The organism is Dechloromonas sp. HYN0024, from assembly GCF_003441615.1.
Classification (GTDB): domain Bacteria; phylum Pseudomonadota; class Gammaproteobacteria; order Burkholderiales; family Rhodocyclaceae; genus Azonexus.
This window is the reverse complement of sequence record NZ_CP031842.1, coordinates 2,198,964-2,219,385: the sequence shown is the minus strand read 5'-3', so window position 1 is coordinate 2,219,385 and position 20,422 is coordinate 2,198,964. Positions and strand designations below refer to the sequence as shown.

Below are 20,422 nucleotides of genomic sequence, written 5' to 3'. Positions count from 1 at the left end.
GCGATGAGAAATTAGTGGCAACCGGCAGTGGCAACCGGGGCTGGGGGTTTCAGCTTGGCGCGCTGGGCAGCGCGGGCTTGCAGCCAGTTCTTCCAGGCGATCATGCAGCCGAGCAAAATGAAGGCGCCTGGGGGCAGCAGGGCGAGCAGGAAACCCGGGTAACTTTCGGGCAGTACCTGGATTGGTTGCAGGCTGGGGAAAACCATGTCGATGCCGCCGAGGATGGTGCCGTTGCCGAGAAACTCACGCATGGCGCCGAGCAGGGCCAGCGTCCACAACATGCCAACGCCCATAAAAATGCCGTCGAAGGTCGATTGCATTGGCGGGTTCTTGGCAGCGAAGGCTTCGACGCGGGCGAGGACGATGCAGTTGGTGACGATCAACGGGATGAAGATGCCGAGGACCAGGTAAAGCTCGTGCAGGTTGGCGTTGAACAGCAGGTCGATGGCAGTGACCAGCGCGGCAACGATCAGGATGAAGACCGGAATGCGGATTTCGTGCGGAATAAGATTGCGCAGACTGGCAATGGCAGCGCCCGAGAGTGCCATGACGATGATCGTCGCGAGCGACAGCATGATGCCGTTGACCGCATTGGTGGTAACGGCGAGCAAGGGACAGAGGCCGAGAATCTGGACGATGGAGGTGTTCTGCTTCCATATGCCGTTGCCAGCAATGGACTTGAATTCGTCACGCGTGATCATTGGGTGGCTCCTTCGGCAAACAGGCGGTCACGGTTGGCTTCGGCCCACTTGACGGCCTTGAAAACCGCCTTGGACACGGCGCGTGGGGTGACGGTGGCTCCGGCGTAGTAATCGAGGCGGCCGCCATCCTTGCGGACCTTCCACTCCTTGTCGGCAACCTCGGCCAGCGACATCTCGTTGAATTGTGTGATCCACGGCCGGGCCTTGTTTTTGTCCTTCTTGACCTCGATGTAGTCACCGAGCCCCGGCGTTTCCTTGTGCTGCGTGACGCGTACGCCAGCCACTTCGCCCTTGGCGCGGATGGCAATAATCAGGCGGATCTTGCCAGCGTAACCATCGGGAGCAACCGTTTCGAAAATCAGCGCAACCGGCTGGCTGCCCTTGCGGGCACGGTAGAGCACTGTCGCCTCACTCAGGCCCAACTCGGCAATCGCCGGCAGGTTTATGGTGTCTTCGAGCAAGGCGTTGTCATATGCTGTGCGCGGCAGGACTTCGTCTACCAGCTTCATTTTCTCTTGCGCGGCCGAGGCTTCGATGGCGGGCTTGGTCCACAGGTAGGCACCAGACAGCAGACCGGTGAAGATGATCACGAAAACGAACAGCGTAGCAGCCGTGCGGACCGCCATGCCAGAAGCAGAAAACTCCTTCGCGGCGCTCATGACTTGTCCTTCATGCCGAAGATCGGTGGCTGCGTGAGCAGATCGATCAGCGGAGCGCTGAGGTTCATCAGCAGGACGGCAAAGGCGACGCCATCCGGATAGCCGCCAAAGACCCGAATAATATAGGCGAGCAGGCCTGCGCCGGCACCGAAAATCAGTTTGCCGCGCGGTGTCGTACAGCCGGAAACAGGGTCAGTGGCAATGAAAAAGGCGCCCAGCATGCTGCCACCCGAGAGTAGATGGAATAGCGGGTTGGCAAATTCAGCCGGGTTGTACAGCCAGAGGCCACCGGAGAGAAGCGCCATGGCACCGATGAATGCCGCTGGTACGTGCCAGGAAATTAGCTGGCGTTGCCACATCCACAGACCGCCCAACAGGTAGCCGGCCGCGACCCATTCCCAGCCGCGACCGGCAAAAATGCCGTAGATGTCGCTGTTGGCAAACAGTTGCGTCACGCTGCTGCCCCCCTCGGCCAGCTTCAGTGCGGTTTTCATGGCGTCGAGCGGCGTGGCGCCCGACAAAGCATCCAGGCGTGGCGCCAGGCCGAAAATAACCTTGATCTGGTCAGGCAGCGTGACGGTCAGGCCGACTCCCGGCCATTGTGACATGAGCGCCGGGAAGGCGACGATACACACCGCGAATGCGATCATCGCCGGATTAAATGGGTTCTGGCCGAGGCCGCCGTACAGTTGTTTGGCAATGACGATCGCGAAGAGCGTGCCGGTGACAACCAACCACCACGGGGCTAGCGGCGGAAAGGTCAAGGCGATCAGCCAGGCCGTGACGATGGCCGAACCATCGGTCAGGAACATCGCCTGCGGCTTGCCCTGAAGACGCAGCATGAAGGCTTCGGCAAGCAGTGCCGCAAATGAGGCGATAAGCAGTTGGATCAGGATGGCTGGGGTGACCAGCCAGGCATAGGCGGCAATGCCTGGCACCAGGGCAATGCACACCTGCGTCATGACCTTGGTGACGCTGGCGTCTTTGAGGAGAAAGGGGGCGGGGGCGAACATCACTCGGGTTTCTCGCTGGCTGGTTCTGGCGCTGCAGCAGGTTCGCCATCAATGAGGTGAGCGGCAACACGGCGGGCCTCGATGTCATCGGCAGCTTTTTGTTGATCGGGCGCCAAGTGCTCGGTGTTTTTCGGCTGGACCGCTTCGCGCTGGGCTTTGGCCCGTGCCATGGCCGCTTCGATGGCGGCCCGCTTTGTTTCCTTTTCCCTGTCCTGCGCGGGCGAAGGCGAAACCGGCATGGCAGCCGGGGAGTCAGCTTTCTCGGAAGTTTGGCCCTCGGCCGGCATGGCCGCCGCTGCAGCCGCTTCAGCAGCCTTCTTGGCGGCCTGAGCTGCGGCTGCCTTGGCTAGTTTCTCGGTCTTCTCGGACTTTTCGCGTTCTTCGCGCAATTGCTTGAATTCGAAACGCGCCTTGGCCTCATCGGAGGCGTTTTTTTCGCGTTCGCGCGCCCAGATTTCGCTCTTGGCAAAGCGGAAATACTGGACAAGCGGGATGCGCGAAGGACAAACGAAGGAGCAGCAGCCACATTCAATGCAGTCGAAGATCTTATATTCCTGCGTCTTGCCAAAATTCTTGGCGCGCGAGAACCAGTACATCTCGAACGGCTGGAGCTCGTGCGGACAGGACTCGGCGCAGGCGCCACAACGAATGCACGGCATTTCCGCCGCTTTGGGTGGGAATATCTTTGCGGAATGGGCAATCAGGCAGTTGGTCGCCTTGACGACAGGCACGCTGGTTGCGGGGACCAGGAAGCCCATCATGGGGCCGCCCATGACAATCCCGTCAGTGTCGGGCTTCGGACCGGCGAGTTTGAGCAACTCGTCCATTGGGGTGCCGATCAGTACTTCGTAGTTGCGTGGATGTTCGACGTTGCCGGTGATGGTGACCAGCCGTGAAACGACCGGTTCACCGTGGGCAATGGCGCGCCAGGCGGTGTAGGCGGTGGCGACGTTGAAGCACTGGACACCGAGGTCGGTCGACCGCTTGGCGGCCGGGACTTCCTTGCCAGTCAGGACACGGATCAATTGCTTGGCACCACCTGCCGGGTAGCGGGTCGGCACGACGACCACTTCAAATTCACGGAAGGCATCGCCCAGTGCCTGGACTGCCGCGGCCATGGCAGCAGCGGCTTCCGGCTTGTTGTCCTCGATGCCGATGAGCACTTTCTTCGGTTGCAGCAGATCACGGAAGATGCCAGCACCACGCACGACTTCTTCGGCTCGCTCGCGCATTAGGAGATCGTCGCAGGTAATGAATGGCTCGCATTCGGCGCCGTTGATGATCATTTCTTCCATCGGCACTGTCTTCGAGGCAGTCAGTTTGCCGTGGGTCGGGAATACGGCGCCGCCGAGTCCGACCACACCGGCCTGTTGCAGGCGCTCGCGGACTGCTTCTGGGGGCATCGACTGGTAGTCGACGACCGTGCGTTCGATCCATTCATCCCGGCCATCCGGTTCGATGATGACGCACAGGGCATCGAGACCAGACGGGTGCGGCTGAATCTGCATGGCGACGTCGAGCACGGTGCCCGAAGTCGGGGCGTGAATGGCGGCGGAAATCCATCCGTCGGCTTCACCGATCAACTGGCCTTTGAGAACTTTGTCTCCAGCCTGAACGACCGGTCGTGGAGTGCCGCCGATACTCTGGTGCAAGGGCACGACGAGGCGCGAAGGCAAGGGTGCCTGGGCAATCGGCAGGCCGACCGATTGGGTCTTGTTGGTTGGTGGTTTGACGCCACCCTTGAACTTGAAAAGATTCATCAGCATCAGGCTGCCTCTTTGACCGGGGCGGCCTGGCCTAGATCGGGCTTGATTTCAACGACCGGGAATTTCCATTTCCAGGTGTCGATATTTTCGGAAATCACGTGCATGTGGATACATTCGACCGGGCAGGGGGCAAGCAGAGTTCGCAGCCAGTGCATTGCTGGCCGATGATGGTGTGCATCTGCTTGGCGGCGCCGACGATAGCGTCGACCGGACAGGACTGGATGCACAAGGTGCAGCCGATACAGATGCTCTCGTCAATGATGGCGACCGATTTCGGCTTTTCTTCAGCATCGAGCGGCTTGACTTCGCGACCGAGCAGGTCGGCCAGGCGCTGTACGCCTTCAGCACCCCCGGGCGGGCACTTGTTAATGTCGGCCTCGCCCTTGGCAATAGCCTCGGCGTAGGGCTTGCAGCCGGGAAAGCTACATTGGCCGCATTGTGTCTGGGGCAGGATGGCCTCTATTTTCTCGACCAGCGGGTCACCTTCGACCTTGAACTTGATCGAGGCGAAACCCAAGGCTGCACCGAGGACAACAGCACCCAGTGCCATGATGGCGATAGCGAGGGCGATTTCCATTATTGGTACTTGTCCAGGCCGGCAAAGCCCATGAAGGCCAGTGCCATCAAACCGGCGGTGACCATGGCAATGGCGACGCCGCGAAAATGGATGGGAACGTCGGCACCTTCGATCCGTTCGCGGATGCCGGCAAAGAGGATCAGTACCAGCGAGAAGCCGAAGGCACTACCTGCACCAAACAATAGTGAATCGATGAAGTTGTAGCCGTTAGAGATATTGAGCAGCGGCACCCCGAGCACGGCGCAATTGGTGGTGATCAGGGGCAGGTAGATGCCCAGTGTCTGCTGCAGGGTTGGCGACGTCTTGGCAATGACCATTTCGGTCAGTTGGACGATGGCCGCAATAGTGACGATAAAGGACAGCGTGCGCAGGTATTCAAGACCGAACGGCATCAACAGGTAATGGTCGATGACGTAACTGGCACCGGTTGCCATGGTCAGCACGAAGGTTGTAGCGGCACCCATGCCGTAGGCAGTTTCCAGTTTTTTGGAAACGCCCATGAAGGGGCAAAGACCGAGGATCTTCACCAGCACGACATTGTTGACCAAGACCGCGCCGACGAGGATGAATAAGTAGTGGCTCATAAATTGGGCAAGCTTAAGGCGCGTATTATCGGGCTTTGTTGCAGTGCAAACAACCGTGCGCTGCTTATGGCTTTATCAGGATTTCCGCAGGACATGGGCGAGGGTTTCCGCCACTTCGGCCACCAGTTCGGGGCCGCGGTAGATGAAACCGCTGTAGAACTGCACCAGGCTTGCGCCGGCGCGGATTTTTTCGGCTGCGTCTTCACCACCCATGATGCCGCCGACGCCGATGATCGGCAGTTCGCCAGCCAGGGCAATCGACAGCTTTTTCTGTACGGCGGTCGACTTTTCGAAAACAGGCTTGCCCGACAGGCCGCCCGTTTCGTCACCATTGGGCATGCCTTCGACGCCGTCGCGTGACAGTGTGGTGTTGGTGGCGATGACGCCATCGAAACGGTGGCGACGCAGTGCGTCGGCAATCGCCGTGATTTGGACGTCGTCAAGATCGGGGGCGATCTTCAGGGCCATCGGCACATATTTGCCGTGCTGTTCGGTTAGTTGCAACTGGCGGGCCTTGAGTTGTGCCAGCAGGTCGTCGAGCGCCTCGTCCTTCTGCAGTTCGCGCAGGTTCTTGGTGTTCGGCGAGGAAATGTTTACCGTCACGTAGCTGGCGTCTTTGTACACCTTGTCGAGACAGATCAGGTAGTCGTCCGCAGCCTTGTCGATCGGCGTCGTTGCATTCTTGCCGATGTTGATACCGAGAATGCCACCCTTCTTTGGGAACTCCGCGCGGCGGACGTTATCCAAGAGCGCGTCGACGCCGGCGTTGTTGAAGCCCATCCGGTTGATGATGCCCTGTGCTTCCGGGATGCGGAACAAGCGCGGCTTCGGGTTGCCATCCTGCGGACGGGGCGTGATCGTGCCGATTTCAATGAAGCCGAAGCCCAGCTTGGCCAGCGCGTCGATATGGTCGCCGTTCTTGTCGAGACCGGCAGCCAGGCCAACGGGATTCGGGAAGCGGAGGCCCATGACGTCGACCGGGCAGGCGGTCACCGGTTTGGCAAGCAGGCAGGAAAAGCCGGCGGCATTGAGGAAGTCAATGCCGTTCATGCCCATTCCGTGGGCTGTTTCGGCATCAAGGGCGAAGAAAAATTTGCGAATGAGTGGATAGAGCATAGTGGGCGACATTTTACCGCATTGCAGCATGCGTTTTAGCCAAATGTCCGTATAAACGCTGGGATGCCTGCTGTGGCAGCCATTTTGCCGATAGGCAATATGGTGTACAGACAAGTGCCGGACAAGTGGCTAATATTGAGTATCTGTTTTTGTTATTTCCTGTGAAGCGATGACCGAGCATCCCGACCTTCTAAAAGCTATTCGAACCGGTAATCTGGACGGCGTGCGTACGGCGCTTGGCTCCGATCCGGCGCTGGGGTCTGCCGGGCTGGCCGAACTGGCCATGGGCATGGCTTGTTTTCTCGGTCATGCGGATATCGTCAAAGCCTTGTTCGACCGGGGCTTCGCCGTCAATGTGCCGGACAATACGATCACCACCTCACCCCTGAAGATGGCTATCCGTGGTGGGCGTAAGGAGATTGTTCGTCTGCTGATTGAACTGGGCCTGGTGCTTCCCGAAGGGGTTGAAACCGGCCTGACCGCGCAGGAAATTACCGTCGCCCAGTGGATCGCCTTTCGCGATGGGCACGCCTCGCAGGGCGAGCACGCGGCGGAACCGTTGGAGGGGCCGGCGGTTGAGGAAATCGTCGTCAGTCGGCTCAATGGGGTCGATACCCAGGTGCTCGAATCGGATGCCCTGCGCGCTGCGCTGCGCGGGGAGTGATGGCCGGCCGGTCGAATCAGCATTGATCGGTATCAACGTCGTTTGAGGACGGCGCGCCGATAATCACCATTCCTGTTTCAGGTCGTCCATGCCGGTAGCTTGCTTCAGCGTGCCTTGTGTGCGGAAACAAACTGTAACGGTTGGAATTCGCCGATAAGGCTAAACTTGCGCCCATGCGATTTTTACCTGCTTTTTTCCTGTTGACTGCTGCCGCCATGCCAGCATGGGCGGGCGGTGTTGACGATCCCTTTGGTACTGATGCCATGGCGCCGCTCAAGGTGTCGCTAAAACTGGCGGCACGGGTTGGCGAAGCCCCTTGTGCGACGGCCATGCCGGTCACGGCACTGACGCCGCTTGATGCGGTCGACCTAGCTCTGTGCAACCACCCGCAGACGCGCGAAGTGTGGGCGGCGGCGCGGGCGCAGGCGGCATTGGTCGGCGTCGCCCGCGCCGGCTGGTTGCCGAGTCTGGATGGCAGCGCCAGTGCGACGCGTTTCCAGTATGACGATGGCGGCGCTTACAACCGGCGTGCCGCAGCCTTGACGCTGTCCTGGCTGCTCGTCGATTTCGGCCGGCGTTCGGCCAATGTCGATAATGCGCAACAACTGCTGGCCGCTGCCGCTGCATCCCAGGATGCCATGGTCCAGACGCTGTTCCTCGCTGCGCTGCAAGGCTATTACGCTGCTCTGGCGGCGCAGGCGGCCGTTGTTTCGACCAGCGAGGCCGAGCGTTCGGCCCGCGAAAGCTATCAGGCGGCCGACGCCCGCTATGGTGTTGGTGTCGCTACGCCGGCCGATCGTCTGCAAGCCCAGACGGCATTTTCGCAGGCGACTTTGAATCGTATCCGGGCCGAAGGCGAGGCGCGCAATGCCTTGGGCGCGCTGGCCAACGCCTTGGGCTTCGCGGCGCACCAAACGGTGGTACTGGCCGAATTGCCGGTTTTGTCGGGTGAATTGGCCTTCCAGAAGGAAATCGATGCCCTGATTGCCGAGGCACAGGCCCGGCGGCCCGACCTGCGGGCAGCCGAGGCGCAGCTCAAGGCAGCCGAGGCCTCGGTCGATATCGCCCGAACTCAGGGGCGGCCAAGCATTTCGCTGGCCGCCGGGCCGACCTGGCAGAACACCGCCGGTGTCGTGACGCAGGGCGGTAGCATCGGACTGACCCTGAATGTGCCGATCTTTGCCGGCTTTGATACGACGTATCGTGTGCGTTCGGCGGCGGCCCAGGTCGATGTCCGCGCCGCACAACGTGACCGGATCAGGAACCAGGTTGCCCTTGATGTCTGGCGGGCCTACCAGAGCCTTACGACGGCGACGCAAAGCCTCAAGACGACGGCCGATCTGGTGGCCAGCGCCGAACAGTCAGAGCGGGTGGCGCTGGGCCGTTACAAGGCCGGTGTCGGTACCGTGCTGGACTTGCTGTCGGCGCAGAGTGCACTGGCCAGTGCCCGTCTGCAGCGCATTCAGGCGCAACTTGACTGGAATGTTTATCGCGCCACGCTGGCCCAGGCCATGGGCGCGCTCGATTACACGCTGCTGCAACCAGTGGCGGAAGGAAGACAATGAAATCTATCAGCAAGATTTTGATCGGGGTTGCCGTGGTCGCCGGTCTGATCGGTGGCGGCATCTGGTATGCCAAGCAGCGCGAGGCACAGAATCCGGAAAAACGCTACAAGCTGGCCAATGTCCAGCTGGGCGACGTAACGCAGACGGTATCGGCCAACGGCACGCTGAATCCGCTGGTTCTGGTCAATGTCGGTACCCAGGTCTCGGGCACCGTGAAAAAGCTCTATGTTGATTTCAACGATAAGGTGAAGGCCGGACAGAAGCTGGTCGAACTCGATCAGTCCCTGTTGCAGACCATCGTCCGCCAGAGTCAGGCCAACGTGGTCAATCAGCAGTCAGCCCTCGATCTGGCCAAAGCCAACGAAGCCCGGATGAAGTCCTTGCTGGCTCAGGAGTACATCTCCCGCCAGGATTACGATGTTGCCTCGCAGAATCTCAAGTCGGCGCAGGCCCAGCTCATTCAGGCCAAGGCGGCGGCCGACAAGGATGCGGTCAATCTGTCGTATTCAGTCATCACCTCGCCGGTGTCGGGCGTCGTTGTGGCCCGTCTGGTCGATATCGGCCAGACGGTGGCGGCCAGTTTCCAGACCCCGGTGCTCATCCAGATTGCCCAGGATCTCTCCAAGATGGCCATCGACACCAGTTTTGCCGAGGCCGACATCGGCAGCATCAAGGAAGGTTTCCCGGTTCGTTTTACCGTCGATGCCTTTCCCAACCGGAGTTTTAACGGCGAGGTGCAGCAGATTCGCCTCAATCCGACCAATCAGCAGAATGTCGTGACCTACAACGTCCGTATCCGCGTCGATAACCCCGACCTGACCCTGCTGCCGGGCATGACGGCCTACGTCAATATCGGTGTTCAGAAGCGCGAAGGGGCGCTGCTGGTGCCGAATGCCGCCTTGCGCTTCAAGCCGGCCGATGGCGGGGCGAAAAAGCCGGAAACTGGCCAAGCAGCGCCAGCCGCAGCGCCGGGTAAGGTTGGCCCCGCTGAGGGGGGCGGCGCCAAAGGCGGTCCGGGTAAGGGCAAGAAGCGTGATGGTCAGAGTGGTACGGTCTATGTGCTGGTCGATGAGGAAATCAAGGCAGTCAATGTTCAGCTCGGCATTACCGACAATCGCAATACCGAAATTGTGGGTGGCGAACTGAAGGAGGGTGACCGCATCATCACCGGTGAGAACACCAATGGCACGGCCGGTAAGCCGTCGTCGGTCGGTATGCGGATGTTCTAATGGCTGAGTCAGTCATCCGGGTCGTCGGCCTGGGCAAATCCTACGAAACGGCGGCCGGGCTTTTCCCGGCGCTGAAGGGCGTCAATCTTGACGTTCACGAGGGTGAGTTCATTGCCATCATGGGGCCTTCCGGTTCCGGCAAGTCCACCTTCATGAACCTGCTCGGCTGCCTCGATACACCGACCATGGGGGATTTCTTCCTGGCCGGTCAAAACGTTGCCCACATGGACAAGGATGCCCTGGCCATCCTGCGCAACCGGACGCTCGGTTTCGTTTTTCAGGGCTTCAACCTGCTGCCGCGCATGAGCCTGCAGGACAATGTCGCGCTGCCGCTGGTCTATGCCGGCATCGACAAGGAAACCCGGCAGGCCAAGGCGCGTGAGTTGCTTGGCAAGGTCGGACTCAGTCAGTATGCCGAGTCGCTGCCCAGTCGCATTTCCGGCGGTCAGCAGCAGCGTGTGGCGATTGCCCGGGCGCTAGTCAATGCCCCGCGCCTGATCCTTGCTGACGAACCGACCGGCAATCTCGACAGCCATACCAGCGAGGACATCATGCGTCTGTTCGGCGAACTCAACGCCGAGGGAATCACCATTGTGCTTGTCACGCACGAACCGGATATCGCGGCGCACGCCAAGCGGCAGGTCAAATTCCTCGATGGCGAGATTGTCAGCGATGTGAAGACGGCCGTGGAGGCCACATCATGCTGAAGGCGATGTTCGGCGAAGCCTGGCTGGCGATGGGGGCCAACCGTCTGCGCACGGCGCTGACCATGCTCGGCATGGTGATCGGCGTCGGCGCCGTGGTCATCATGATGGCCATCGGGCAGGGGGCCCAGTACGCCGTGCAGCAGACCATCAGTACCATGGGTTCGAACCTGTTCATCGTCCTTTCCGGCTCCTTTACGGCGGCCGGGGTGCGCAGTGGTTCGGCCGGGGCGCCTTCGCTCAACGTGGCCGACGCTGACGCGATTGCCGAACTGGACGGCGTGGTCAATGTCGCGCCGACCCATCAGGGTACCCGGCAACTCGTTTATGGCTCGCAGAACTGGAGTTCGCAGGTCATCGGTACGACCCCGTCCTACCTTGAGGCGCGAGCCTGGAGCATCGCCAACGGGGCTGGTTTCGGCGATTCTGATGTGCGTTCCTCGACGCGCGTGGCGATCATCGGCAAGACGGTCGCGGAAAACCTCTTCGGCGCGGATGACCCGGTCGGCAAGACGATGCGTATCCAGCAGAATCCCTTCATCGTCATTGGTGTGTTGGGCAGCAAGGGCCAGAACCTCGATGGCCGCGACCAGGACGATACCGTGATCATTCCGCTATCGACTGCCCAGCGCAAGGTCTTCGGCACGCCCTTCCTGGGTTCGGTGCGGATGATCATGGTGCAGGCTGATTCTTCCGACAACATGCCGCGCGTCATGGATAGCACGACCGCCTTGTTGCGCCAGCGCCACCGTCTGCGTGAGGGTATGCCCGACGATTTCTTCACGCGCAATCTATCAGCGGCGGCGGAAACCGAAGCCGAAACGACGCGCACCATGTCCATCCTGCTCGGTGCCATTGCCTCGATTTCGCTGCTGGTCGGCGGTATCGGCATCATGAACATCATGCTCGTCTCGGTCACCGAGCGGACGCGGGAAATCGGGATCCGCATGGCTATCGGGGCCCGTCAGAAGGACATCCTCAGCCAGTTTCTCCTTGAAGCAGTGATGATTTCCTTCGCTGGCTGCCTGCTTGGCCTGCTCATCGGACTGGCCGTGGCGCTGGGTATCAACCTGTTCACCGGCATGGTCATTGTGATTTCAGGCAGCGCGGCGCTCATTGCCTTTGCCGTGGCGGCCGGGGTCGGGATTTTCTTCGGCTGGTATCCGGCGCAAAAAGCGGCCCAGCTTGATCCCATCGAGGCCTTGCGCTACCAGTGAAAGCCGGGCGCCGCCAGTTTTTGCTTGCGGCCGGTTTGTTGCCGCTGTTTCGTCCTCTGTCGGCGGCCGGGGAGCGGGTGGTCATTATCGGCGGCGGCTGGGGGGGCTTGTCGGCTGCCAGCCATCTGCGCCGACTGGCGCCGGAACTCGACGTTGTTCTTGTTGACCGGCAACCAGCCTTTACCTCATTTGCCCTGAGCAACCGCTGGCTGGTCGACCCTGCCGCTGGCAACCTCGTTCGCCATGACTACGCCAGGCTTGCCCAGACATGGGGCTATCGTTTCGTGCAGGCCAGCGTCGAGGCCATTGATCGGGCGCAACGCGTGGTGACGACGGCAACCGACCGCTTGCCCTATGACTGGCTGATTCTCTCTCCCGGCATTCGCGAGAACTTCGCTGCCTGGCAACTCACCGATCCCCTGGCCGTGGCGGAACTGCGCCAGCGTCATTCGGGCGCCATGCTCAATGCCGCCGATCTCCCGCTGCTCAAAAAGCGCCTCGCCGGATTCACCGGCGGCGACCTCCTGATGACCATCCCGCCCGCCCCCTATCGCTGCCCACCAGCGCCCTACGAGCGGGCCATGCTGATTGCCTGGTGGCTCAAGACACAGAATATTCGGGGCAAACTGGTGATCATCGACCCTAATCCAGTGATGCCGGCCTTCAAGTCGATTTTGCTCGAGCGTTTCAAGGACCAGATCACCTACCTCGACCACGCCAAGGTTCGTCAGGTCGATGTCGCACGCAAAACGGTGAGTACCGATATCGACGAGATCCGTTTCGACGAAGCCCTGCTGTCACCGCCGCAGGAAGCGGCCGATCTGCTCTGGCAGGCCGGACTGATCCGCCGCGACGAAGGCGGTCAGGCCACTGGCTGGGGGGCACAGGCCGGGTTTGATTTTCGTAGTCCGGAAGATGAACGGGTCTTCATCATCGGCGATGCGGCCGGCCTCGTTTCACCACTCTTTGGACTCTTTCCGAAAACTGGCCATGTCGCCAACCGGATGGGGGCCATTGTCGCCCGCCAGATTGCTGTCCGTGTTACCGGAAAGAGCGTCCCGGTTGTACTTCCGGAAAGTGTTTGCTATGTGCTTAGCAGTGTCGATCCGCTTGAACAAATGCGTATCGAAACGACCTATCGCCAGCGTGTTGATGGCTTCCTGATGCAGCAGGTCAAACAGATTCGCGAGCCTAACCCGGCTGGAGAAGATGTCGCCTGGGCCGCAGGCATGTATCGGGATTTCCTTCAGCCGTGACACTATTCGGTCGTGCGTGCTGACATCGAGGTCTTGTCTCGCGCTTCGCGATCATGATATTAGCTGGTGTTGAACATGGCACTCAACATGACCCGCCATCCTTAATCTGCCTGGCTTTCCTTGTCTGACCATTCATGACCAACAGCCACACTCGCCGTCACCTTGCCACGGAGCTTGCTTCCGCGGCCGCTGCCTATCAGGTGGCGCAGGTTATTCCGCACTGTCCCGACTGCGCCAGGCCGTGCTGCCGCCTGGATGCACTTGTCCTCGATCTGGAATGGAAGCAGATCAAGGTTTTCTGGAAAATCGAGGAGTCGCGCAAGACCTTCGACCGGCGACTGTCGACCGGCGACGGCCCCGTCGAGATCAGGGAGGCCGAGGGGCGCTACTACGTACATAGCAAACCCTGTCCCGCCTACGACCTGACCGCCAAGTCATGCCAGGTTTACGGTCAGGACATCAAGCCGGTAGGTTGCTCCGACTTTCCGGTGTATGAGGATAGCGGCGATGTTATCGCCGACCTGCGCTGCGAAGCCGTTGATCTCGACGCCGTCGTGGACTGGATCGGGCGGGCCATTGGGCCGGAATGGCGTGTTGTTCAGAAAGCTGACGAGGACTTTCCCTTTCTGGTTACTTTGTCGGTGCGACGGGGCAGAACGTCGCCCCCTTCAGTGCGGGGCAGAACCGGAAAATAGGCTGCGGTGGTTAGGGTACAGCGCGAACCGGTATCGCTCAGTGGCGGGCAAAACGTGAGGGTTTGCCCTTGCGGTCGATCAGGAAGGTCTCGAAAAACTCGCGGCGCACTGGCGGCTCGACGCCTTCCTTGTCGAGCATGGTGCAGGCAGTTTCGCAGGTCGGATTGGAGAATTCACGGCCGGGGGCGCCCTGCGGCAGGCCGGGGACGGCCAGGCCGAGGGCGCGGGGCTGTTCGCTGAGCAACAGCTTGATGTCTTCGGCCGGGACGTGGCCTTCGACGAAATAGCCGGCGACCCGCGCACTGGGGACTGATTCCATATTTCTGGGAATTTTCAGGCGCCGCTTGATGGCATCCATATCGTCGGTCGCTGTGACATTTACGGTAAAGCCGTTCTGGCGCAGATGTTCGGCCCATTCAATGCAGGTCAGGCAAACCGTCGGGGTGAATACTTCAATCGGTGGCAGGGGCGCAGCCGGTTCCGCAGCGACGCAACCGGTGAACAGGGAGAGCACTAGCGCTGCTGATTTCAGCATGGCTCTCCGGCCTTGCAGCCCTTGAGCACCCACAGTGCCAGGACACCCGCCGTTTCATCCGATTTGACCTTGCGCGCCAGTGAGCCGGGGTCGCGCCCATTGTCGGTTTTAGCCTGTGGGTCTGCCCCGGCTTCGAGCAGTATCCGGGTGTTCCGCGGACGGCTGGCATAGGCTGCCATATGCAAAGGTGTCGCCCCATCGTTGTCGCGGGCCATGACATCGGCCCCTGCCGCAATCAGTGCCAGCATGGCACTGGTGTCGGGGTTGGTGGCGGCCAGATGAAGCGGCGTGGAACCTTGCGCCGTACGCGCCTCGCGCTGTTTGGGACCAGCCTTGAGCAGCCGGCGAACCTCGTCACCACTCCCCTCGCGGGCTGCGTCATGGATCGGCTGATCGTGCGTGTGTTCATCGGCCACGACCGTAATGGGAAGGCAGGCGAGAAAAAACAAGTAAAGCAGGTGTTTCATCCAGGGTTTCCCAAGCGTTGTCATGCGGTGATTGTTGCCGCATGTCACACGAACAACATTGATCTACGCTAGTTTTGGCTTTTGCAAATGAAATGACACAAAATGGATCTTGGCATCCGCCAACCGTCAGCGATTGTTCAGCTTACCTTGGTAATATATCCCACCTTTTTCTCGTGAATATCGATGCAGCGCTTACTGTTATCTCTTCTGCTGGCCTCTTTGTTTTCCTCTGTACAGGGCGCAATCCCGCTTTCCCTGAATGAGGCCGAGTTACTATGGCGTCAGCATAGCCATGAGATCCAGTTGGCCCAGGGGGTTGTCACCGGCGCTGCTGCCGATGTCCGGGTGGCGGGGCAGATACCCAATCCCGATGTCTCGCTCAATGTGCTTTCGGTGAGCCCGTGGTCGGGCTATGGCGCTGGGGGCTGGGACCGGAAAAAAATGGATACGGTGCTGCGGGTCGACCAGTTGATCGAGCGCGGCGGCAAGCGTGATTTGCGGGTCAGGGGTGCCGAGTCGCGGTTGGAGGCGGCACGTTTCGATCTGGACGACACGGCTCGCCAGCAACTGGGTGTCTTGCGCTACGCTTACTATAACCTGCGCCTGGCCCAGGAAAAGCTTGCGCTGGCCCGTGAGACGGCTGAACTTTATGGCAGGAGCACGGATGCCGGGCGCCTACGGGAGAAGGCGGGCGACCTCGCGCCGGTCGACGTTGCTCGTCTGCAGATCGATAGCGCCCGGGCCGAAAGCGATGCCCGGCAGGCCCAAACAGAACTTGACCAGGCTCGCCAGGCGCTGGCCTACCTGGTCGGCCGCGATGCCGAGGCGATCGAGTTGGTGGCAACGGACGGATGGCCAGCCCTTGAGGAGCAGGCACTGACGCAGACGCCACTGGCTCAGCGTCCCGATCTTGAGGCGGCACAAAAGCGTCTGGCCGCAGCCCAGGCCGATCGTGATCTGGCACGTGCCAAAAAGAAACGCGATGTAACGGTCGGATTTCAGCTTGAACATAATCAGCAGAATGCGCCGACCGACAGTTTTGGCTTCGGTATCAGCGTGCCGCTTTTTATCTGGCACGAATATGAAGGAGACATTGCGCGGGCCGAGGCCGATCTCGATATCGCCCGTCTGCAAGTCGCGCAGCAGCAGGCGCAGGCGATCGGTCAGGTGGCGCAGGCGCAGAGCGCACTGCTCTCAGCGCGGGATCGCTACAAACGTCTGCAAGGCGGTTTGCTGGCCGATGCCGAGCGCGTCGCCAAGGCGGCCGAACTGGCTTACAGCAAGGGGGCCATGGGACTGATGGACCTGCTCGATGCACGGCGTACCCAGCGCCAGATTCAGGTCGAGGCGGCCAGCGCGCGCGCCGATTACGCTAAGGCTTTGTCGGACTGGCAGATCCAGGCTGAATTCAGGAAACTTAAATGAAGCAGACTTTTATTCTTTCAAGCATTCTACTGGCGCTTGCTGGCTGTACCGCCGAGCCGGAAGCTCCCAGGGAGGCGACCATCACGGTCAGTGGCGAAATCGCCACCCTGGCAGAACCGGCCAAGGCGACTTTTCTCAAAGTGGCTGCGGTCGAGCGCGACAAGGGGGGAATGCTCAGTCTGCCCGGTCGGCTGGTCTGGAACGAAGAAAAAACTGTTCGCGTCTTTCCTCAACTGGGTGGCCGCGTGCAGCGTATTGCGGTGGATGTCGGCAATTCGGTGAAAATCAATCAGCCGCTGACCGTGCTGAGTTCGCCGGATTACGGTCAGGCGCTGGCTGATGCCCACAAGACCAAGGCCGATGCCGTGGTGGCGGGGCAGGAACTGGCGCGTAGCCGCTTGCTGCGCGAAGCAGGCGTGGTGGCCGAAAAGGACTGGCAACTGGCCGAGGCTGCCGCCGTATCTGCCAGGGCGGAAGCGGATCGGGCCAATCGGCGTCTTGCCGGGCTGGGTGGCGAAGGCGATGGTTCCTACGTGTTGCGGACGCCGCTGGCCGGGGTGGTGGTCGAACGCAATCTGAATCCCGGTATGGAGTTTCGCCCGGATCAGGCGGCGGCCCCCTTGTTTGTCATCACTGATCCGGCCAGTCTCTGGGTCCAGATCGATGCCGGCGAGGCTGATCTGGCCAGTCTAAAAAAAGGCGATTCCCTATTTGTCGAGTCAAAACAGTATCCGGGTGAGCGTTTCAAGGGTGTCATTCGTCATGTGGCCGATTTTGTCGATCCGGCCAGCCGGACCATCAAGGTGCGGGGTGAGGTGCCCAATGCCGACCGTCGTCTGAAGGGCGAAATGTTCGTCAATGCACTGGTTGAATTGCCGGCAACGCAAGCCCTGCGCGCGCCGGCGAATGCCGTTTTCCTGATCGGCGAAAAGCGCTACGTCTTCGTTGAGGAGGCGCTTGGCCGCTACCGCCGCCAGCAAGTTGAGGCAGGCGGCGATCGTGATGGCTGGATAGTCTTGCTGGCCGGGGTGCACGAAGGCGACCGGGTCGTCACCGAGGGCAACCTCAATCTCCTCAAATTCTTCAAGCCGGCCGTTGCTGAAAAACAGGCGGCTAAATGATCAAGCGCATCGTTCATTTTGCGCTGAACCAGCCACTCTTCATCCTGCTCGGGCTGGTCCTGTTCATCGGCGTCGGGGTGGCGGCTTTTCGTTCGCTGCCGATTGAGGCCTTCCCCGATGTGACCGATACCCAGGTCACGATCATTTCGCTCTATCCAGGTCGTGCGCCGGAAGAGGTCGAAAAGCAGGTGACCATCCCGCTTGAAATTGCCCTGGCCGGCGTGCCCAATTCAATCCGGATGTTCTCGCACACCCAGTTCGGGTTGTCCTTCATCGTCGTTACCTTTGACGAAAAGCCCAGCCTGTTCATGGCCCGGCAACTGGTCGAGGAGCGTCTGCGCGGGCTCGATCTGCCGCCCGGTGTCGAGCCTGAACTGGCGCCGCCTGCCACCGCTACCGGCGAGATATTTCGCTACCGCCTTGAAGCACCCGGCCTCAAGCCGAGTGAAATTCGGGCTATCCAGGACTGGATGGTGTCCCGCCAGATCAAGCAGGTGCCTGGCATTGCCGATGTCGTCTCACTCGGCGGACCGATCCGCCAGTATGAAGTGCACCCAAGTCTGGCCAAACTACGCGACTACAAACTGACGGTCGGTCAGTTGTTCAATGCCTTGCAACGCGCCAATGCCAATGCCGGCGGCGGCTCGGTGGCGCAAGGCCGGCAGCAATTCCTGATCCGTTCAATCGGCTTGCTCAAGTCCTCGGCCGATATCGGACAGGTCGTGGTTGCCGAAAACAAGGGCACACCAGTCCTGGTTCGTGACATTGCCGAGGTCGTCGAGTCACGTGTGCCGGAGCAGGGCATTGTCGGCATCAGCGATGCGACGGGTGATCACGATGACGTGGTGTCTGGCATCGTTCTCCTGCGCAAGGATGAAAATCCCTCGATGGCGCTTGATGCCCTTAAGGCCAAGGTGGACAGCCTCAACGCCAGCGGTTTGCCAGCGGGTGTGAAAATTATCCCGTTTTACGACCGTTCATGGCTGATCAGCAAGACACTGAAGACGGTTTTCATGAATCTTCTAGAGGGAGCCTTGCTGGTTACCCTCGTGCTTTACCTGTTCCTCGCCGATTTTCGGGCGGCCGGCATTGTCGCAGCGATCATTCCATTGGCCCTGCTCGGCACCTTCATGGGGCTGTCAGCGGTCGGTATTCCGGCCAACCTTTTGTCGCTTGGGGCGATGGACTTCGGGATCATTGTCGACGGGGCGGTGATCGTTATCGAGAATATCTTCCGGCGTCTAGGCGAGGCGCATCGCGATGAAAGCCACAAGCCACAATCACGAACTATTTATGAGGCGGTCATCGAAATCGGTCGTCCCACCGTGTTCTCGATGGTCATCATCATGGTCGCCCATCTACCGATCTTCACCATGCAGCGGCATGAGGGCAAGATTTTTGCCCCGATGGCCTATTCGGTTGTCGCCGCACTGATTACCTCGCTGGTCCTGTCGCTCACCCTGGTTCCTTTCCTGTCGAAAATTGCTTTCAAGAACCACGTGCCGCATGAAGAGACGAAACTCATGCACTGGTTCATGAACCGCTATGAACCGGCGCTTAAATGGGTCCTTGCGCATGCACGCCGTGTGTTGCTGGTGGCCCTCGGGGCGCTGACTGTCACCGCCGCACTGGTGCCCCAACTCGGCACTGAATTCCTGCCTGAACTCAATGAGGGGTCGATCTGGATCAACATCACCCTGCCAACATCAGTGTCTGTTGAGGAGGCGAAGAGCGAGTTGCGCATGTTGCGCCGCATCATTGCCGATTTTCCTGAGGTGAATGCAGCTATTTCCAAGGGGGGCGGCCCGAGGACGGCACTGATCCGAAGAACATCAACATGACCGAAATGCTCGTCGATCTCAAGCCGGAGAGTGCCTGGCGAAAGGGAATGACCAAGGAGAAGCTGATTCTCGAAATGGAGGACAAACTGAACGATGTGCCGGGCGTAGAGCCCACGTTCAGTCAGCCGGTGCGCGACCAGATTCTTGAATCGATTTCGCAGATCGATGGCCAGATTGTCATCAAGCTGTTCGGAGACGATACGGCAACGCTCAAACTGCACGCCAACCAGTTGCTCGAAAAGATCAGGAATGTGCCTGGGGTGGTTCGCGCCTTTATCGATCGCGATGGCGATTTGCCGCAATACCGGCTGGAGATCGACCGGGCGGCGGCGGCCCGTTATGGCCTCAATGTCATGGATGTGCAGGATGTCGTTGAAACTGCCATGGCCGGCAAGGTGGCGACCGAACTGTGGGAAGGTGATCGCCATTTCAGTGTGGTCGTCCGTCTCGACGAGCCATCGCGGCAACTCGACAGGCTAAAGGATGTGCTGGTGCCGACCCCGTCGGGGGCGCAGGTGCCGCTGTCCAGTCTGGTCGATTTCAAGTTGAGCAGTGGCGCCATGAACATTGCCCGCGAATCCGGGCAGCGGGTCGTTGCCATTGGCGTCTTTATCCGCGACCGGGACATGGGCAGCGTCGTTGCCGACATGCAGGCGCACGCCAAGGATATCAAGCTGCCGCAGGGCTATTCGATCGCCTGGTCAGGCGAATTCGAAAATCAGGAGCGGGCAATGAAGCGCCTGATGCTGGTCGTGCCGCTGTCGATCCTTGTCATCTTCGTCCTGCTTTTTGATGCCTTTGAGTCTTTCAAGGATGCGTTGATCATTATCTGCAATATTCCCTTCGCCCTGATCGGTGGCATCTTTGCCTTGCTGCTTTCGGGCATTCCGCTGTCCGTCTCGGCCGCCATCGGGTTTATTGCCCTGTTTGGGCAGGCTGTGCTCAACGGGGTGGTTATGGTCAGCTACATCAACCAGCTCAAGTTGCAGGGTATGGATGCCTATCAGTCGGTATTCCAGGGGGCCTTGTCACGCCTGCGCACGGTGCTCATGACAGCGCTGCTCGCCATGCTCGGCTTGCTGCCGATGGCCCTGTCGCACGGCATTGGTTCGGAAACCCAGCGGCCGCTGGCGCTGGTGGTGATCGGGGGCCTGATTTCGGCGACCTTGCTGACCCTGTTTGTGCTGCCGGCGCTGTATTACTTCGTTGCCACCCATCCCCGGTTGGCCAAGGCGCTGCACTGAGTTTTATGTTGGGTAGGCCCCGTCGGAACTGATGGGGCCTGGA

17 protein-coding genes and 2 pseudogenes are annotated in these 20,422 nt (G+C 60.3%); 10 read left to right on the top strand and 9 right to left on the bottom strand.

Going from position 1 to position 20,422, the window contains the following annotated elements:
* Nucleotides 1-11 precede the first annotated feature (11 nt).
* From HYN24_RS10640 to HYN24_RS10610, 7 genes and pseudogenes are all read right to left on the bottom strand, one after another.
* Nucleotides 12-701, bottom strand: coding sequence for an electron transport complex subunit E (locus HYN24_RS10640; RefSeq protein ID WP_117609225.1), 690 nt, complete (start codon nt 699-701; stop codon nt 12-14).
* A complete protein-coding gene (rsxG, locus tag HYN24_RS10635; RefSeq protein WP_117609224.1) occupies nt 698-1,360 on the bottom strand; it encodes an electron transport complex subunit RsxG in 663 nt (220 codons plus the stop codon). Before rsxG ends, HYN24_RS10640 begins: the two co-directional genes overlap by 4 nt.
* The gene (locus HYN24_RS10630) at nt 1,357-2,373 is read right to left on the bottom strand and encodes an RnfABCDGE type electron transport complex subunit D (RefSeq protein ID WP_117609223.1); all 1,017 of its coding nucleotides are present in this window, start codon (nt 2,371-2,373) and stop codon (nt 1,357-1,359) included. Before HYN24_RS10630 ends, rsxG begins: the two co-directional genes overlap by 4 nt.
* On the bottom strand, nt 2,373-4,139 hold the full coding sequence (gene rsxC, locus HYN24_RS10625) for an electron transport complex subunit RsxC (RefSeq protein WP_117609222.1): 1,767 nt from the start codon (nt 4,137-4,139) through the stop codon (nt 2,373-2,375). Before rsxC ends, HYN24_RS10630 begins: the two co-directional genes overlap by 1 nt.
* A pseudogene (rsxB, locus tag HYN24_RS10620) lies at nt 4,139-4,716 on the bottom strand (electron transport complex subunit RsxB). The gene rsxC and the pseudogene rsxB overlap by 1 nt, the downstream one beginning before the upstream one ends.
* The gene (gene rsxA / locus HYN24_RS10615; protein WP_117609221.1) at nt 4,716-5,300 is read right to left on the bottom strand and encodes an electron transport complex subunit RsxA; all 585 of its coding nucleotides are present in this window, start codon (nt 5,298-5,300) and stop codon (nt 4,716-4,718) included. The pseudogene rsxB and the gene rsxA overlap by 1 nt, the downstream one beginning before the upstream one ends.
* A gap of 75 nt (nt 5,301-5,375) precedes the next feature.
* Complete coding sequence (locus HYN24_RS10610) at nt 5,376-6,416, bottom strand: quinone-dependent dihydroorotate dehydrogenase (RefSeq protein ID WP_117609220.1); 1,041 nt, start codon at nt 6,414-6,416, stop codon at nt 5,376-5,378.
* A 169-nt stretch (nt 6,417-6,585) separates the two neighbouring features.
* On the opposite strand from HYN24_RS10610, the gene HYN24_RS10605 reads away from it, so the two are divergent.
* From HYN24_RS10605 to HYN24_RS10575, 7 genes are all read left to right on the top strand, one after another.
* A complete protein-coding gene (locus HYN24_RS10605) occupies nt 6,586-7,080 on the top strand; it encodes an ankyrin repeat domain-containing protein (RefSeq protein WP_117609219.1) in 495 nt (164 codons plus the stop codon).
* A gap of 173 nt (nt 7,081-7,253) precedes the next feature.
* Nucleotides 7,254-8,645 (top strand): TolC family protein, encoded by a 1,392-nt coding sequence (locus HYN24_RS10600; protein ID WP_117609218.1) that lies wholly within the window; start codon nt 7,254-7,256, stop codon nt 8,643-8,645.
* Nucleotides 8,642-9,874 carry an efflux RND transporter periplasmic adaptor subunit gene (locus tag HYN24_RS10595; protein ID WP_117609217.1) on the top strand — a complete coding sequence of 411 codons (1,233 nt, stop codon included), beginning with the start codon at nt 8,642-8,644 and terminating at the stop codon, nt 9,872-9,874. The genes HYN24_RS10600 and HYN24_RS10595 overlap by 4 nt, the downstream gene beginning before the upstream one ends.
* A complete protein-coding gene (locus HYN24_RS10590; RefSeq protein WP_117609216.1) occupies nt 9,874-10,581 on the top strand; it encodes an ABC transporter ATP-binding protein in 708 nt (235 codons plus the stop codon). The genes HYN24_RS10595 and HYN24_RS10590 overlap by 1 nt, the downstream gene beginning before the upstream one ends.
* Entirely contained in the window at nt 10,575-11,795 is a 1,221-nt protein-coding gene (locus HYN24_RS10585) for an ABC transporter permease (RefSeq protein ID WP_117609215.1), read from the top strand. The genes HYN24_RS10590 and HYN24_RS10585 overlap by 7 nt, the downstream gene beginning before the upstream one ends.
* A complete protein-coding gene (locus HYN24_RS10580) occupies nt 11,792-13,051 on the top strand; it encodes an FAD-dependent oxidoreductase (RefSeq protein WP_117609214.1) in 1,260 nt (419 codons plus the stop codon). The genes HYN24_RS10585 and HYN24_RS10580 overlap by 4 nt, the downstream gene beginning before the upstream one ends.
* 134 nt (nt 13,052-13,185) lie before the next feature.
* The gene (locus tag HYN24_RS10575) at nt 13,186-13,746 is read left to right on the top strand and encodes a YkgJ family cysteine cluster protein (RefSeq protein WP_117609213.1); all 561 of its coding nucleotides are present in this window, start codon (nt 13,186-13,188) and stop codon (nt 13,744-13,746) included.
* A gap of 37 nt (nt 13,747-13,783) precedes the next feature.
* Here the strand turns inward: HYN24_RS10575 and HYN24_RS10570 are convergent, their stop codons facing one another.
* Together HYN24_RS10570 and HYN24_RS10565 are read right to left on the bottom strand one after the other, a co-directional pair.
* The gene (locus HYN24_RS10570) at nt 13,784-14,281 is read right to left on the bottom strand and encodes a DUF411 domain-containing protein (RefSeq protein WP_117609212.1); all 498 of its coding nucleotides are present in this window, start codon (nt 14,279-14,281) and stop codon (nt 13,784-13,786) included.
* Entirely contained in the window at nt 14,275-14,748 is a 474-nt protein-coding gene (locus HYN24_RS10565; RefSeq protein ID WP_117609211.1) for an ankyrin repeat domain-containing protein, read from the bottom strand. Before HYN24_RS10565 ends, HYN24_RS10570 begins: the two co-directional genes overlap by 7 nt.
* Before the next feature lie 183 nt (nt 14,749-14,931).
* Here HYN24_RS10565 and HYN24_RS10560 point away from each other — a divergent pair, with 183 nt between their 5' ends.
* From HYN24_RS10560 to HYN24_RS16360, 3 genes and pseudogenes are all read left to right on the top strand, one after another.
* Entirely contained in the window at nt 14,932-16,173 is a 1,242-nt protein-coding gene (locus HYN24_RS10560; protein ID WP_117609210.1) for a TolC family protein, read from the top strand.
* The gene (locus tag HYN24_RS10555; protein WP_117609209.1) at nt 16,170-17,294 is read left to right on the top strand and encodes an efflux RND transporter periplasmic adaptor subunit; all 1,125 of its coding nucleotides are present in this window, start codon (nt 16,170-16,172) and stop codon (nt 17,292-17,294) included. Before HYN24_RS10560 ends, HYN24_RS10555 begins: the two co-directional genes overlap by 4 nt.
* Nucleotides 17,291-20,379: pseudogene (locus HYN24_RS16360) on the top strand (efflux RND transporter permease subunit). Before HYN24_RS10555 ends, HYN24_RS16360 begins: the two are co-directional and overlap by 4 nt.
* The last annotated feature ends 43 nt before the right edge of the window (nt 20,380-20,422 follow it).